Raw genomic sequence first — 16,169 nt, 5'->3', positions numbered from 1 at the left:
GCCCGAAGCGGGTCGAACAGTCGGCTTTGGTCGGGCACCACCGATCCTTTATCAACTACCCATTTCAACACCACCCCCTTATGATGTGCCCCAGTCTATTTACCCTGCGATGACCCATGGCCGATTCTGCTTTTTTCTGCACCCTCTCTCATGAAGGCGTTCTCGCGGTTCGCGGCGCGGATGCCGGCAAATTCCTGCAAGGCCAGCTGACCTGCAACATCAATTACCTGAGTGAAACCCAGGCCAGCCTTGGTGCCCGTTGCACGCAGAAAGGCCGGATGCAGTCGAGTTTCCGCATCGTGCTTGATGGCGACGGCGTGCTGCTGGCGATGGCCGGCGAGCTGCTGGAGCCGCAACTGGCGGATCTGAAGAAGTACGCAGTGTTCTCCAAATCGAAACTGACCGACGAAAGCGCCTCCTGGGTGCGCTTCGGTCTGGATCATGGCGATGCCGCCCTGAGCAGCCTGGGTCTGGAACTGCCGGCAGACACCGACAGCGTGGTTCGCCACGAAGGGCTGATCGCGATTCGCGTCTCCCCTAACCGTGCCGAACTCTGGGTGCCTGCCGATCAGGCCGACACCGTCAAAGGCAAGCTGTCCGCGCAATTGACCGAAGGCGAACTCAATCAATGGCTGCTGGGCCAGATCCGCGCCGGTATCGGCCAGGTCATGCCGAGCACCCGCGAGCTGTTCATCCCGCAGATGCTCAATCTGCAGGCCGTCGGCGGTGTGAGCTTCAAGAAAGGCTGCTACACCGGCCAGGAAATCGTCGCGCGCATGCAGTACCTGGGCAAACTCAAGCGTCGCCTGTACCGCGTGCAACTGGACGCCAGCGAATTGCCGGAGCCGGGCACCCCGCTGTTCGCCCCGAGCCACGGCAGCTCCATCGGCGAAGTGGTGCTGGCCGCCCGTACCGAAAAGAATATTGAACTGCTGGCGGTGTTGCAGGCCGAAGCTGCCGAAGCGGGCGATTTGCATCTGGGCACGGCCGAAGGTCCGGCGCTGCACTTGCTCGACCTGCCTTACGAACTGGATCGCGACCGCGAAATCCAGCGTTGATCGCAGCATTTGTTGCAACACCCTAGAGAAACGACATGAGTGAGCTGGCGGATAAGGTCCAACAGGATTTGGTTGAGGCCATCGATAACGATGACCTGGTTCTGCCAACGTTACCGGAAGTGGCCCTGCAGATTCGCAAGGCCGCTGAAGACCCGGATATCAGCGTCAGCGACCTGAGCAAAGTGATCGGCCGCGACACGGCGCTGTCGGCGCGCCTGATCAAAGTGGTCAACAGCCCGCTGCTGCGCGCCACTCAGGAAGTCACCGACCTGCACACCGCCATCACCCGGCTCGGCGTCAATTACAGCAGCAACCTGGCGATCGGTCTGGTGATGGAGCAGATCTTCCACGCCCGCTCCGACGTGGTCGAACAGAAGATGCGCGAAGTCTGGCGCAAGAGCCTGGAGATCGCCGGCGTCAGCTACGCGCTGTGCCGCCGCTACACCCAGCTCAAACCCGATCAGGCTGCGCTCGGTGGGCTGGTTCATCAGATCGGCGTGCTGCCGATCCTGACCTACGCCGAAGACCACTACGAATTGCTGTCCGACCCGGTCAGCCTCAACCATGTGATCGACCACATTCACCCGCTGCTCGGCGACAAGCTGCTACGGGTCTGGGAGTTTCCGGAGCGTCTGGTCGAGTTGCCGGGGCTGTATCAGGATCTCAAGCGCGAATCGCAGCAGATCGATTACGTCGACATCGTGCAAGTGGCCAGCCTGTATTGCCACAAGGACACCGATCACCCGATGGCCCGCATCGATCCGTTCAGCGTGCCGGCATTCCGCAAGCTCGGCATCGACCCGGACAACAAGGCGCTGTGCGCCGATCTGGAAGAATCGAGGTCGATGTTCTACTGATCAACCGGCGACAAAACTCACCCGCACCTTCAAACCCGCCTGCTCGCCATCGTGCAGACTGATCTGCGCCAGATGCGCGCGGCAGATTTCCCCGACAATCGCCAGCCCCAGCCCGGAACCGGCCACCTGCTGGTTGCGCCGGTAAAAACGTTCGAACACCCGATCCCGCTCCTCCAGCGGAATGCCCGGCCCATCGTCTTCAACCTCCAGCACCGCCGGCGCCGTGACCCGCAGAATCACGTTGCCGCCCGGCGGCGTGTGCGCCAGCGCGTTGTCCACCAGATTGCTCAGCAATTCATTGAGCAATGTCGGCTCGCCGCGCAGCCAGACCGGCTCGTCCGCTTCCAGCGCCAGCGCGACACCCCGCGCGTGGGCCAGCGGCGCCATGGCCATCCCCAGTTCGCGGGCCAACTGACTCAGATCGAGCAACTGCGCACCACCCTCGGCAATCGCCCGGGCGCCGTTTTCCACCCGGGCCAGCGACAGCAACTGATTGGCCAGATGGGTCAGGCGATCCGTGCTTTGCGCCGAGGATTCCAAAGTGTCGCGCCAGGTCTGCGGCTCGTTTGAGCGCAAGCCCAGTTCAAGCCGCGCCTTGAGCGCCGCCAGTGGCGTGCGCAGTTCATGGGCCGCATCGGCGATGAATTGCGCCTGCCGCTCGAATTGTCCGCGCAGGCGTTCGGTAAAGTGATTGAGCGCCCGCACCAGCGGCCACAATTCGTGTTGCACTTCCACCAGCGGCAACGGCCGCAGGTCATCGGGCTGACGCTCTTCCACTGCCGTGCGCAAACGCTCGATCGGCCGCAGCGCAGCACTCACCGCAAACCACACCAGCAACAACGCGCCAATCGCCAGCATGCCCAATCGCAGCAAAGTGTCGGCCGCCAGACTGCGGGCCATGCTGACGCGCGCCTCGTCGGTTTCGGCGACGCGGATTTCCGCCATGCCGTTCATGTTCGGCTCGCTGACCGCTTTGAGCAGGCTCACCACACGCACGTTCTGCCCCTGATATTTCGCGTCGTAAAAGCGCGCCAGGGCGGGATAGCTGTCGGTTCTCGGGGTGCCCGGTGGTGGGCCGGGCAGATTTTCATAGCCGGAAATCAACTTCTGGTTGATGTCGTTGACCTGGTAATAGATGCGACCCGCACTGTCGTAGGCAAAGGTATCGAGCGCCACGTAAGGCACGTCGGCACTGAGACTGCCGTCGCGCTGCGACAGACCGGCGGCAATGGTCCGCGCAGAGGCCAGCAGCGTGCGGTCGTAGGCGGTGTCGGCAGCTTCGCGACCGTTCCAGTACGCGCTCAATCCGCTGGCGAGCATCAACACCACCAGCAATAGCGCGAGGTTCCACAGCAACCGCCAGCGCAGGCTGCTGGGCTTATGCATCACGGCTTTCCAGCAGATAGCCCAGACCGCGGAAAGTCACGATGGCCACTGAATGGCCGTCGAGTTTCTTGCGCAGGCGATGCACGTAGATTTCGATGGCGTCGGGGCTGGCCTCTTCGTCGAGACCGAACACCTGCGCAGCCAGTTGTTCCTTGCTCATTACCCGCCCGGGACGGGCAATCAGCGCTTCGAGCACTGCCTGTTCGCGGGAGGTCAGCGTCAGCAATTCATCGCCGAGGGTGAAGCGCCGAGTGTCGAGGTCGTAGGCCAGCACACCGCAACGCTGCTGGCGTTCGCCGCCGAGCACGCTACGGCGCAACAGGGCTTTGACCCGCGCTTCGAGTTCGGTGAGTTCGAACGGCTTGGCGAGGTAATCGTCGGCGCCGAGATTGAGCCCATGGACCCGATCCTTGACGTCGCTGCGAGCGGTCAGCATCAGCACCGGCAGGTTCTTGCCCCGGGCCCGCAGGTGCGCCAGCACTTCAAAACCGTCCATGCGCGGCAGGCCGACATCGAGGATCGCCACCGCGTATTCCTCGCTGCCCAGGGCCAGGTCGGCAGCCACGCCATCGTGCAAGACGTCCACGGTCAGACCGGTGCTCTTGAGCGCCTGGGCGACGCTTTCAGCCAGCGGCAAATGGTCTTCGACGAGCAGGACACGCATGGATCTCTACCTCATTCAGGGATGGCCGACGCCATTCTTTGCGGCGGAGTTTACAGCCGCAACCGCCACTGTGAAGCCCGAAAACACGCGAAAGAATACTGAAAGGTTAGCGAAAGGTTGGGCCGTTAGAGTCGCTTCACCGAGGGTCCCGACTGCCGACCTTCGCCGTTTTGTCTGTCCTTACACCGTAGCTTCAAAACGTAGCTCTCGAAAAACGCCTCGATGCGTTTTCGCCAATAAGAACAATAACGAGGTACTGCACCATGCTGTCCACACAGCTTCAGGTTGACCCGTTTCATTCTTCCTCTCGAATTTCCCCGTTTTCGCTTGTCAGCGCCATCGTCGGCTGCGCGGCGTTCAACCCGTTCGGGTCTGAGCCTGTCAGCCTGCGCGCGCGAAACTGCCGCACCTGAAACATCCCCAAAAACAACAACTCCCGTGGAGACTCTCATGAACCGATCCCTGCGCCGTTTCGCCCTCGCCGCCGGTTGCGTGCTGTTCGCCGGCCAACTGATGGCCGAACCGAAACGTCCGGAATGTATCGCCCCCGCCTCCCCCGGCGGCGGTTTCGACCTGACCTGCAAACTGGCGCAAAGCGCGCTGGTCAACGAAAAACTGCTGACCAAACCGATGCGCGTGACCTACATGCCCGGCGGCGTCGGCGCAGTGGCGTACAACGCCGTTGTGGCGCAGCGTCCCGCCGATGCGGGCACTCTGGTGGCGTGGTCCAGCGGTTCGCTGCTGAACCTGGCCCAGGGCAAGTTCGGTCGGTTCGATGAAACCAACGTGCGCTGGCTGGCAGCGGTCGGCACCAGCTACGGCGCCATCGCGGTGAAAAACGATTCGCCCTACAAAACGCTCGACGATCTCGTGCAGGCGCTGAAGAAAGATCCGAGCGCTGTGGTGATCGGTTCCGGCGGCACCGTCGGCAGCCAGGACTGGATGCAGACCGCACTGATCGCCAAAGCCGCCGGGATCAACCCGCGCGACCTGCGTTACGTCGCCCTCGAAGGTGGCGGCGAGATCGCCACCGCCCTGCTCGGCGGCCACATCCAGGTCGGCAGTACCGACATCTCCGACTCCATGCCGCACATTCTCAGCGGTGACATGCGCCTGCTGGCCGTGTTTGCCGAGAAACGCCTGGACGAGCCGGAAATGAAGGACATCCCGACCGCTCGCGAACAGGGCTACGACATCGTCTGGCCGGTGGTGCGCGGTTTCTACCTCGGGCCAAAAGTCAGCGATGAAGACTACGCCTGGTGGAAAGACTCCTTCGACAAACTGCTGGCCTCGGAAGACTTCGCCAAGCTGCGCGATCAGCGTGAGCTCTTCCCGTTCGCCATGACCGGTCCCGAGCTGGACACCTACGTCAAGAAGCAAGTGGCGGACTACAAGGTGCTGGCCAAAGAGTTCGGCCTGATTCAGTGATCGTCTCTGTCTAGCGCTCACGGCCCTGCCTCGCAGGGTCGTGGCCCAGGAGCTCCCCATGCTTATTCAACGCATTTTTGCCTCGGTGCTGTTGCTGGTCTGCGCCAGCCTGGCACTGATGGCCTGGCCGTATCAGGCGGCTTTTTCCTACGAACCGGTCGGCCCTCGGGCATTCCCCCTGCTGATGCTCGGCCTGATGGGCCTGGCGCTGCTGTACATGGTGTTTCGCCCGGCGCCCATCAAACACAGTGAGGACGAGCCGCCGCTGGATCGCGAAACCCTGACCAAGATCTCGATCTGCGTCGCCCTGCTGCTGGTGTTCGCCGGCTTGTTCGAACCGCTGGGCTTCATTCTCAGCAGCATTCTGATCGGCATCCCGATGGCGCGCCTGTATGGCGGGCGCTGGGTGCCCAGCGTCATTGTCACGACGCTGATGGCGATCGGTTTGTACGTGCTGTTCGACCGCGTGATGGACGTACCGCTGCCCCTCGGCCTGCTCGACGTTCTGGAGAACTGATATGGATACTCTCGGTTATTTGGGTCAGGGCTTCGGCGTCGCGCTGAGTCCGTACAACCTGGTCACGGCCCTGACCGGCACGTTGATCGGCACCGTGGTCGGATTGTTGCCGGGCCTGGGCCCGATCAATGGCGTGGCGTTGCTGATCCCGATTGCATTCGCCCTCGGGCTGCCGCCGGAATCGGCACTGATCCTGCTGGCGGCGGTTTATCTGGGCTGCGAATACGGCGGCCGGATCAGCTCGATCCTGCTGAACATTCCGGGCGAAGCCTCCACCGTGATGACTACCCTCGACGGTTACCCGATGGCCCGCAAAGGTCTGGCCGGCGTGGCGCTGTCGTTGTCGGCGTGGAGCTCGTTCATCGGCGCCTTCATCGCCACCTGCGGCATGGTGCTGTTCGCCCCGCTGCTGGCGAAATGGGCGATAGCCTTCGGGCCGGCGGAATACTTCGTGTTGATGGTGTTCGCGATTGTCTGCCTGGGCGGCATGGCCGGTGACCGACCGTTGAAAACCTTCATCGCGGCGTTGATCGGCCTGTTCCTGTCCAGCGTCGGCATCGACGCCAACAGCGGTGTTTATCGCTTCACCGGCGACAACATTCACCTGACTGACGGCATTCAGTTCGTGGTGCTGGTGCTGGGCCTGTTCTCGATCAGCGAAATCCTTCTGCTGCTGGAGAAAACCCATCGCGGCCAGGAAGCGGTGAAAGCGACCGGGCGGATGATGTTCAACTTCAAGGAAGCGGCGTCGGTGTTCGTGGTGAACATCCGTTGCGGCCTGCTCGGCTTCATCATGGGCGTGTTGCCGGGTGCCGGTGCGACCCTCGCCAGCGCCGTGGCCTACATGACCGAGAAACGCATCGCCGGTGCCAGCGGCAAGTTTGGCCAGGGCGACGCCCGCGGCCTCGCTGCACCGGAAACCGCCATCGGTGCCTCCGCTTGCGGCGCGCTGGTGCCGATGCTGACCCTCGGCGTTCCGGGTTCGGGCACCACGGCGGTGATGATCGGCGCTCTGTCGCTGTACAACATCACTCCGGGCCCGCTGCTGTTCCAGCAACAGCCGGACATCGTCTGGGGCCTGATTGCCTCGCTGTTCATCGCCAACATCATGCTGGTGATCCTGAACATCCCGATGATCCGCATCTTCACCCGCATCCTTGCCGTGCCGAACTGGGCACTGGTGCCGGTGATCGCGATCATTACCGGGATCGGCGTCTACGCCGTGCACGCGACCACGTTCGACCTGTTCCTGATGGTCGGCATCGGCATCTTCGGCTACATCCTGCGCAAACTGGATTTCCCGCTGTCGCCAGTCCTGCTGGGCTTCATCCTCGGCGGCCTGATGGAGCAGAACCTGCGCCGGGCGCTGTCGATTTCCAACGGTGCGCTGGACATCCTCTGGTCGAGCCCGATCACCTTCGGTGTCTGGGTGCTGACCGCGCTGATGCTGGCGTTCCCGCTGCTGCGCATCTGGCGCCGTCGCTCCGCTGCCCGGAACGCGATTGCCGATGTTTGATCGCTCCTCTTTGAAACAGTGGTGGGGAACCCCGCTGGTCGGTCTGCTTGGCGGTTACATCGCCAGCCAGATCGGCTGGCCGCTGCCGTGGATGGTCGGCTCGTTGCTGGCGATCATCCTGGTGCGCTGCCTGACCCCATGGCAATTGGCTGAAATCCCTGGCGGCCGCAAGTGCGGCCAGTGGATCGTCGGGATCGGTATCGGCCTGCACTTCACCCCGCTGGTGATGGAGCAGGTGCTCAGCCACTTCGGCCTGATCTTCTTCGGCGCGCTGGTCACCAGCCTGTCGGCGGTGGTCGGCGTGTGGCTGATGCGCCGCACCGGCGAAGATCGCGCCACGGCGTTTTTCTCCAGCATGCCCGGCGGCTCCGGCGAGATGGTCAACCTCGGCGCCCGCAACGGCGCGATGCTCAGCCATGTCGCGGCCGGGCAGAGTCTGCGGGTGCTGGTGGTGGTGTTGTGTGTACCGGCGGCGTTCAAGTATCTGCTGGGTGACGGCACCCCGATTTCACACGCTGGCAGCGTCGATTGGCGCTGGCTGGCGATTCTTTTTCCGGCGGGTGGCTTGCTCGCCTGGCTCTGGCAACGTCTGCGTCAACCCAACCCTTGGCTGTTCGGCCCGCTGCTGGTAAGCGCGGCGGTGAGCATCGGCTGGGATCTGCACATCGGTTTGCCCAACGGTGGCAGTCAGATCGGCCAGTGGCTGATCGGCAGCGGGCTGGGTTGTCACTTCAACCGGCAGTTCTTCCGCCGCGCACCGTCGTTCATGGGCCGCACGCTGATCGGCACGGCGCTGACCATGTTGATCGCGACACTGGCGGCGTTGGGGCTGAGTGCACTGACCCACCTGGATCTGCGTTCGCTGACCTTGGGCATGATGCCCGGCGGGATCGCCGAGATGAGCCTGACCGCAGAAACCCTGCAACTGTCGGTGCCGCTGGTGACGGCGATGCAGGTGATGCGGCTGTTGTTCGTGCTGTTTCTGGCGGAACCGTTGTTCAAATACTGGAACCGTAATTCCGAAGCCTGATCCGGTTACTGATCGTTCCCACGCTCTGCGTGGGAATGCAGCCTGGGACGCTCCGCGTCCCAAAGCGGACGCAGAGCGTCCATTGAGGCGTTCCCACGCAAAGCATGGGAACGAGATTAGCTGCCAGCCCTGAGTTTCAGACTACCGACGGCAGGCGCCACTCGATCGGCGCTTCGCCGTTCTGCTCGAGGAATTTGTTGGTGCGGCTGAAATGCCCGCAACCAAGGAAACCGCGATAAGCCGACAGCGGCGACGGGTGCACCGAGGTCAGCACCAGATGTTTGGTGGCATCGATCAGCTTCTGTTTACTCTGCGCATGAGCGCCCCAGAGCATGAACACCAGATGCGGTTGCTGCTGGCTGACCACCTCAATGATCCGATCCGTGAAGAACTGCCAGCCCTTGTCCTTGTGCGCATTGGCGTTGGCGCGTTCGACGGTCATGGTGGTGTTGAGCATCAACACGCCCTGATCGGCCCAGCTCTGCAGATAGCCATGGTTGGGGATGTCGATGTTCAGGTCGCGTTTCAACTCTTTATAGATGTTGACCAGCGACGGCGGCGCCGGCACGCCCGGTTGCACCGAGAAGCACAAGCCGTGGGCCTGGCCCGGGCCGTGGTACGGGTCCTGGCCGAGGATGACCACTTTCACCTTGTCCAGCGGCGTCGAGTTCAGCGCGTTGAAGATCATCGGGCCCGGCGGATAGATTTCCTTGCCGGCCGCCCGCTCCTGCTGCAGAAAAGTGCGCAACTCTGCCATGTAAGGCTGGTCGAATTCGGCACGCAGTGCCTCCTTCCAGCTCGGTTCGAGTTTGATACGGTCGTCAGCAGTCATGGTCATACCCGGCAAAAACAATGGGGCGAACCCTAGGAAAGCCGACCACGCTTGTCAATTGATCTGACGCAGATCCGGCACTTTCCCACACAGCGATCATACTGATCGTTCAAATTCCCGATCGAGGTCACGATGAATCTGCACTTCGAAGAACTCACCGGCACCGACGGCGCGCGCATCGGCGTGGCCACGCTGGATGCCGAAAAGTCGCTCAATGCGCTGTCCCTGCCGATGATCCACGCCCTGAGCGACAAACTGAACGCCTGGGCCAAGGATCCGCAAATCGTCTGCGTGCTGCTGCGCGGCAACGGCGCCAAGGCCTTCTGCGCCGGCGGCGAAGTGCGCAGCCTGGTGGAAGCCTGTCGCGCCCATCCCGGCGAAGTGCCGCCGCTGGCCGCCCAGTTTTTCAACGCTGAATACCGTCTGGACTACAGCCTGCATACTTACCCGAAACCGTTGATCTGCTGGGGCCATGGTTATGTGCTCGGCGGCGGCATGGGCCTGTTGCAAGGCGCGAGCATCCGGATCGTCACGCCGAGCAGTCGTCTGGCGATGCCGGAAATCAGCATCGGCCTGTACCCGGATGTCGGTGCCAGTTGGTTCCTGTCACGACTGCCGGGCAAGCTCGGTTTGTTCCTTGGTTTGACCGGCGCACACATGAACGGTCGCGATGCGATCGATCTGGACCTGGCCGACCGCTTCCTGCTCGACGAACAGCAGCAGGAACTGATCGACGGCTTGTTGCAGTTGAACTGGCAGGAACAGACCGCCATGCAGCTCAACAGCCTGCTCAAGGCGCTGCAGCAGGAAGCTGTGGCGCAAATGCCTGAGGCGCAATGGCTGCCGCGTCGGCAGCAAATCGATGAATGGCTGGATGTCAGCGACGTGACCTGCGCCTGGAAAGCCATCAGCCTGCATCGGGACAGCAGTGACCTGTTGATTGCCCGTGCAGCGAAAACCATGAGTGAAGGCTCGCCACTGACCGCGCATCTGGTCTGGGAACAGATCATTCGTGCACGCCACTTGTCGCTGGCCGAAGTCTTTCAGATGGAATACACCCTGAGCCTCAATTGCTGCCGACATCCGGAGTTCAGCGAAGGGGTCCGGGCGCGGCTGATCGACAAGGATCACAAACCGCACTGGCACTGGCCGGACATCGCCCGGGTGCCGGATGCGGTGGTCGAGGCGCACTTTCACAAGGTCTGGGAGGGGCGGCATCCGTTGGCGGATCTGTCGCAATACTAAAACCGATCATTGCCCGCGATGGCACTCTCTTGAGCTCTGTCGCGGGAAGTTTGAGCCCGTTGCGAAACTATCTGCGATCAAACATTCAACTTGTAAAACGCGATTATTTCCTTCATTGCCCGCAACGCCTCCTCATCATTTCTCGGCAAGATATCCTCTACATCCCGTAAGGGAGGTAGAGGGTGCAAAAGCTCAGCGAGCTGGTTCGCCGAGTAATTTTTAACAGCGCCCTCTTCTCCTTGAACGCTGATGAAGCTGATAGCGGCATCGCCTCCAGAAAAGTGTTTGGAGACACGAATCTTTGGAGACATGCCATAGCTGACTACGATGACGAGATCATCCCGTTCACGGTGGAACTTGAGTTGATCAATCGACAGCCCGACCTCAGAAAAGTCTATACCGTCAGTTCCGCCACCGGCATTGACTACCAGGTCTCGCCCAAGTCCATCATATTTATAAACATCATTGCCCCCGCCACCGGACAAGGTGTCATTGCCCGGCCCACCGTAAAGCACGTCATCGCCTGAACCACCGCCGAGCAGATCATCTCCTTGCATCCCTCTTATTTCACCAGCGCCGCTGAGGGTGTCATTACCACGACCGCCCACGAGCGGTAGAAAACGATTGTCTCGAAAAGACTTAACCTGAGTAGCGTACTGAACGGTGATGCCATGATGATAAGTATCGGGGGCAATGCCTAAGCGGCTAACGACGTCTTTAAAATTGATGCTCGAGCCATCAGCAAACCTCACCCTTTCAATTCCGGAACCACTGAGATCGTTCGGATTGGGCAAAACGATTCGTACTTTTTGAGTTCCGCCCCATTCGATATCGAGTGTGGTGTACAGCATCTGGGCTCGAGGCGGTTGACGATGAGCGCCACGCAGTGGGGCCGGTGAGAGTTCAATATTTACCGCCTCAACCAACACAGCGCCCCAGGTTAGTTTCAACTTATCTGGTTTCGCCTCTTCCGGAAGAACGACGGTATCAATATCAAGCCCCCCAAACTCTTCATGCCACCCAGAGGCTCCAACCTCGGGGCGCAAAAAAACAGGGTCAAGAACGTCGGCAATAATGGTGGTTGCGCCATCATGCGCTTCAACTATGTAAGTGTCGGGACCGTTTTCGCCGTAAAGCCAATCTTCTCCCGGCCCACTGATCAAATAATCGGCACCCGCGGAGCCGAGCAGTGTGTCGTTGCCTGCGCCAGCTGATAAAAATGCGCCTGAGATCCTGTCGCTCACCCCGCCGTACTTAAGCACTGAACCAGCATAGGTAACCACCAAGTCATCTCCTGCACCGCCATGAAAGAGATTTCCCACTTCGAGATTTACCCTGCCGCCAGCGTCATTACCATGAACAACTTTATGCTTGATCGTTTGGGTAGTAGAACTCCAGCGAAACGCTTTACGAACAGTTTCATGATTTTCAAAACTGCCAGGGGGGTACACGTACCACCCCAGAATAGCGCCCGAGTGGTCTATATCTTCGACTACAGCATCACCCACGTTGAACGAGAACCCCGAATAACTGGAGCCAGACGGGTAATATTTTGGCTTTTGTTTCGGTAATTGCGCAGTTTCAGCTTTTACAAACTTGAACGTGGTTTTCGTTGCAGAATTTGACTGCCTTTCACTCACCACGGCATCTGCGGCAATCGCCCCCATCCACTCAGGTGTATTGGAAAAGACTCCGGCTTCAACGTCTTCATGGATCAGTTCGGCGCTGATGGCGTAGCCACTTTCGTCGGTAGCAATATGACTTCTAACCCAAACACCCTGATCGTTCAGTGCAAATCCTGATGCCTGCCGGGCCGCTGAGCGCTTTGTGTTCAGTTCCGAAAGAAAAAGGCTATCCCACCGGGTGTGACGACCCGTTTCACTGCCTTCCCTCTTAGTAGAAGCGGCTAAGTCATCGGGCAGTGTCTGGACGACTGCTTCGCTCTCACTCTCAATGTCCTGCTTTTTTTCGGGATCGGGTACCGCAGCAAATGTCGCAGACGGATCCGTTACATCTACCGGTTGCACCTTTAATTTGATTACATCCTGGAAATTCAGGATCACGCCATCGTTGAACCTGAACGTCGAACCTGCCCACTTTTCATGGTGAAGAATCAGAAGCGCGTCACCAATACCATTCGACAGCCGCAACGCCGTGCCCACATCAAGATTGACGATCTTGGCCTGCAAGTTCTCCGCAGAAAATCCATCACCAAAACTTACGACATTGTTGCCACCTGCATCGGTAACAACATCCAGTCCATCGCCCACTCCGAAATAGAAAACATCGTTGCCCTGCATCCCTTCCAGATAATCGTTGCCGGCGCCACCCTCAAACACGTTATCGCCAGGGCCGCCGCGCAAATAATCGACTCCCTCCCCGCCAACCAGCGTGTCGTTTCCACCACTGCCCAGCAAAGTGTCGTTGCCTGAACCGCCATCAAGATAATCGGCGCCATGTTCCGCTTCGGATGTTTGCTCGTAGTCCCCCACCAAAAAGTCATCATCGGCACCGCCCAAAAGCGTATCGGCGCCCAAACCACCCCAGAGCGTATCGTTTCCTGAATTACCTTGAATGTGGTCATCGTTGGTTCCGCCCGCTTTCAAGTTGGGCTCATCGCCATCCAGAGCGTCGGCGCCTGATCCGCCTATCAGTGTGTCGGAGCCACCCAACCCACGGAGTGTGTCGTCTCCCGCACCGCCATCGAGATAATCATCACCGTGGTAACGAATCGGGTGTTCATGGTAATCACCGACCAATTCGTCATTCCCACCGCCACCGAAAAGCGAATCACCGGCACCGCCGCCCCAAAGGGTGTCATTTCCCTCACCGCCATCCAGAAAATCACTTCCGAAAAAGTCTGCGGCATCACCCGAAACGCCTCGCAGCACCTCGTCATCACCTTTCAGAACATCATTGCCGCTGCCGCCGTACAACACGTCGCTACCACCGTTTCCGGCAAGGGAGTCATCGCCACTGCCACCCGCCAACAAATCGTTGCCATGATGGCGACTGTCGAGACCGCCAGCCCAATCCAGGTTATCTCCCAGTAATGTGTCATCGCCACTCCCGCCAGCCAGCGTGTCATTACCCTCTTCGCCGAACAGCGTGTCGTCGTCCTCTCCGCCATCGAGCAGATCATCTCCCCGACCACCATTGATAAAATCCCGTCCACCCTGCCCATAGAGAATGTCGTTACCGCCCTCGGTAGGACTGCTCAATGAAGATTTGTCAAAGACGCTACGCATGCTGATGACGCCATCACTGAGTGGAACGTCGAGGCGCTTGACTGTCCAATTTTGCTCATGTGCACCGGTTGTTTGATCACCGGACAAATTGTCATCACCTGCTCCCCCAATCAGCGTGTCTCGACCGTTGCCGCCGAGCAGCACGTCTCGCGAGGCAGTGCCGACAAGCAGGTCATCACCCTGCCCACCATCCAGCCAGTCGCCACGGCTGGCCTTTCCTTTTGTTGCATCGGCAAAGGCTTTTTCAAGAGACGACTGCTTGTCGCCGAATAAACGATCGTTGCCTTCTTTGCCGAACAATCGATCAGACCCGCCAAGACCAACGATCAGGTCATCTTTCGGTGATCCGTAAAGCAGGTCGGCTTTGTTCCTCTGTTTAACATTGGGCAAAAGCAAGGCGTTGCCCAACTCATCGTAAGAAGGCTGATCTCCGCGAACATTGGGGTCGTTATCTTTAATTTTCCAGTCGCCTTGAAGGACCAGATCGGGAGCGGGGAACACCTGGTCCTGGTAATCAGGAAGATCAATGCCGAGCATCCCCGGCTTGAAGTTCTTTACGACGATGAGATCACTCAGTCCGTATTGAATGTTCAGCGTGTTTTCAGCCTGATCTTCAATGAGCGTCAAGCTGATGGCTCGATCTTCCGTAAGCCAGATATTGCTGAGCGGAGCACTGCGTTCGAGAGGTGGGATCGGAAGTCCATTTATCAGCAACGCGCCCTCAACGTCCGCATCAAAAATTTCGTCGATTCCATCTCCGCTGGAGAACTCATACCGATCGTTACCCGGCCCGCCAGTCAGAGAGTCGTTGCCCTTGCCACCCACCAACACATCATCACCGGCCATACCGTACAACGCATCATTGCCATCGCCTCCTGTTAAAGAGTCATTGCCGCTAGCCCCCTGGATAAAGTCATTACCGGAAAGTCCGCTGACGGAATCGTTGCCGCCACCGCCGTAAAGATGATCGGTATTCGTTCCGCCACCAAATGATCGACCGCCGTCATCACCAAACATGACCAGAGGGTTTGAGACGCCGGTGGTCATAGGGGCCTGTTTGCCCGAAGCCAGATCCGAATAGGAAAAGGTCTGGACAGTATTTCGACCGAACGATCCATTGGTTCGGGCAATCAGCCGGGCCAGCATTTCAGAGCGATCGGCAAGCCACTGTTCAGTGATGATGCCCTCGCCCGTTTCGGGGTCGTAAAGCTCCAGGCCGCGTCCGGAAAAACCGTCGGCCCGCTCAATCACAATTTCACTTAGCTGCTTCAAGGAATTGCGTAACGCGGCACCGATTGGCGTTACCTGACTAGCCAACGTTGCCCAGTCCTTGGCACTGCCATACTCGCCAATGGTTCTGGTAACGATGCTTTGCGATTGAGACGGAGAAAGTGCGGAGAAAAATGTGTAGGCGTTGGAGGCGAAGGTTTCGTCGGTGGTCGGTGTGGCAGCCGAGTTCCCGTCGTAGGTTCGCCTGAACATGTCAAAGAAATCATTCAGGTTATATCGCAATATCAGGCTGACAATGGGTGAGATGGGCGTACCTTTCACCACATGCTGAATCAGTGGATTGATGCTGCCACTGGCGAGAGCGATATTTATTTGTTCGGGCAGGACTGAAAACAGGCTTTCAACCATATTCGACCCGAAGTTTTTAATCACTGCCTGCAATGCAACACTGTATGAGTCCACGGCAAACAGAATATTCTTTAGGTCATCGAGCCTATTTAACTTGGCAAGATGATGATTCCCTTTTATATGGGAATCCGGATCACCGGCGGAGATCAACCTCCAAGTTTCATATGGTTTTTCTCCACCCAACAGGCTGAAGCCGATTGTTCCAGACCATCCGGCGTTATGACGGGTCGCTGTATCAACGTTGCCAATATCATCACGAAATAGTACTTTACCAATCGCGCTCGCATCGATTTCTGCAATTTGGCTTATGGAGGGCACAGTCCATGGAGCCAAATCATGTTCAACGGAGCCTTTTATCAGCGTATTCATGAAATTGACAGCCACCTGATTAGATGACTCTTGCATCTTGAAATCGCTAAATTGTTTATTTAGCCTCAACTCCCCCTGCCGCAAAGTGTAGGCTCGGATCAACGCAGAGTAAGCGCCCACCCCGCCATTTGCATCAATTGCTACATCGAGCCAGAGTTTGGCATCCTTAAAAATGCCCATTACATTCTCATCGAACGCAGAACCGTCTAAAAATTTTTCCCCAAAAATATTCGATAATGTGCGATAAAGTACGGCGCAGTTTCGCCCCTCTACCGCCACAGCACGATACTCTTGCCGCTCGACATTGAATTCCATCCCATCACAAACATTTGCAGCTTGTAAAATTACCGACTTTTCCAAATCACTGAATACATAGCTCAT

Annotated in this window: 11 protein-coding genes; 7 read left to right on the top strand and 4 right to left on the bottom strand. The window is 58.9% G+C overall.

Annotated features, from left to right (window positions below; genetic code table 11):
- Positions 1-116: 116 nt before the first annotated feature.
- Positions 117-1,058, top strand: a complete 942-nt coding sequence (ygfZ, locus tag AC0R79_RS08020) for a CAF17-like 4Fe-4S cluster assembly/insertion protein YgfZ (protein ID WP_474734011.1) — start codon at positions 117-119, stop codon at positions 1,056-1,058.
- A 35-nt stretch (positions 1,059-1,093) separates the two neighbouring features.
- Entirely contained in the window at positions 1,094-1,915 is an 822-nt protein-coding gene (locus AC0R79_RS08015; protein ID WP_007957984.1) for an HDOD domain-containing protein, read from the top strand.
- On the opposite strand, the gene AC0R79_RS08010 is transcribed toward AC0R79_RS08015, so the two are convergent.
- Positions 1,916-3,301 carry a sensor histidine kinase gene (locus tag AC0R79_RS08010; RefSeq protein ID WP_011332897.1) on the bottom strand — a complete coding sequence of 462 codons (1,386 nt, stop codon included), beginning with the start codon at positions 3,299-3,301 and terminating at the stop codon, positions 1,916-1,918.
- Positions 3,294-3,965, bottom strand: coding sequence for a response regulator (locus AC0R79_RS08005; protein ID WP_474734008.1), 672 nt, complete (start codon positions 3,963-3,965; stop codon positions 3,294-3,296). Before AC0R79_RS08005 ends, AC0R79_RS08010 begins: the two co-directional genes overlap by 8 nt.
- Positions 3,966-4,415: 450 nt before the next feature.
- Here AC0R79_RS08005 and AC0R79_RS08000 point away from each other — a divergent pair, with 450 nt between their 5' ends.
- The 4 genes from AC0R79_RS08000 to AC0R79_RS07985 are packed head-to-tail and all read left to right on the top strand — an operon-like array spanning position 4,416 to position 8,456.
- On the top strand, positions 4,416-5,393 hold the full coding sequence (locus AC0R79_RS08000; protein WP_474734006.1) for a Bug family tripartite tricarboxylate transporter substrate binding protein: 978 nt from the start codon (positions 4,416-4,418) through the stop codon (positions 5,391-5,393).
- A gap of 58 nt (positions 5,394-5,451) precedes the next feature.
- A complete protein-coding gene (locus AC0R79_RS07995; protein WP_007957976.1) occupies positions 5,452-5,910 on the top strand; it encodes a tripartite tricarboxylate transporter TctB family protein in 459 nt (152 codons plus the stop codon).
- A 1-nt stretch (position 5,911) separates the two neighbouring features.
- Entirely contained in the window at positions 5,912-7,426 is a 1,515-nt protein-coding gene (locus AC0R79_RS07990; RefSeq protein WP_007957974.1) for a tripartite tricarboxylate transporter permease, read from the top strand.
- On the top strand, positions 7,419-8,456 hold the full coding sequence (locus tag AC0R79_RS07985; RefSeq protein WP_221535252.1) for an AbrB family transcriptional regulator: 1,038 nt from the start codon (positions 7,419-7,421) through the stop codon (positions 8,454-8,456). Before AC0R79_RS07990 ends, AC0R79_RS07985 begins: the two co-directional genes overlap by 8 nt.
- Before the next feature lie 136 nt (positions 8,457-8,592).
- Here the strand turns inward: AC0R79_RS07985 and ung are convergent, their stop codons facing one another.
- Positions 8,593-9,288: a uracil-DNA glycosylase gene (gene ung / locus AC0R79_RS07980; protein ID WP_085605867.1), complete on the bottom strand. Its 696-nt coding sequence runs from the start codon at positions 9,286-9,288 to the stop codon at positions 8,593-8,595.
- Positions 9,289-9,420: 132 nt separating this feature from the next.
- Here ung and AC0R79_RS07975 point away from each other — a divergent pair, with 132 nt between their 5' ends.
- The gene (locus AC0R79_RS07975) at positions 9,421-10,533 is read left to right on the top strand and encodes an enoyl-CoA hydratase/isomerase family protein (protein WP_085605524.1); all 1,113 of its coding nucleotides are present in this window, start codon (positions 9,421-9,423) and stop codon (positions 10,531-10,533) included.
- A 77-nt stretch (positions 10,534-10,610) separates the two neighbouring features.
- On the opposite strand, the gene AC0R79_RS07970 is transcribed toward AC0R79_RS07975, so the two are convergent.
- Positions 10,611-16,169, bottom strand: a complete 5,559-nt coding sequence (locus tag AC0R79_RS07970) for a calcium-binding protein (RefSeq protein ID WP_474734003.1) — start codon at positions 16,167-16,169, stop codon at positions 10,611-10,613.

This window comes from Pseudomonas sp. HD57-3 (assembly GCF_056113135.1).
The sequence above is the reverse complement of the archived record's forward strand: the minus strand, read 5'-3'. Positions and strand labels throughout refer to the sequence as shown.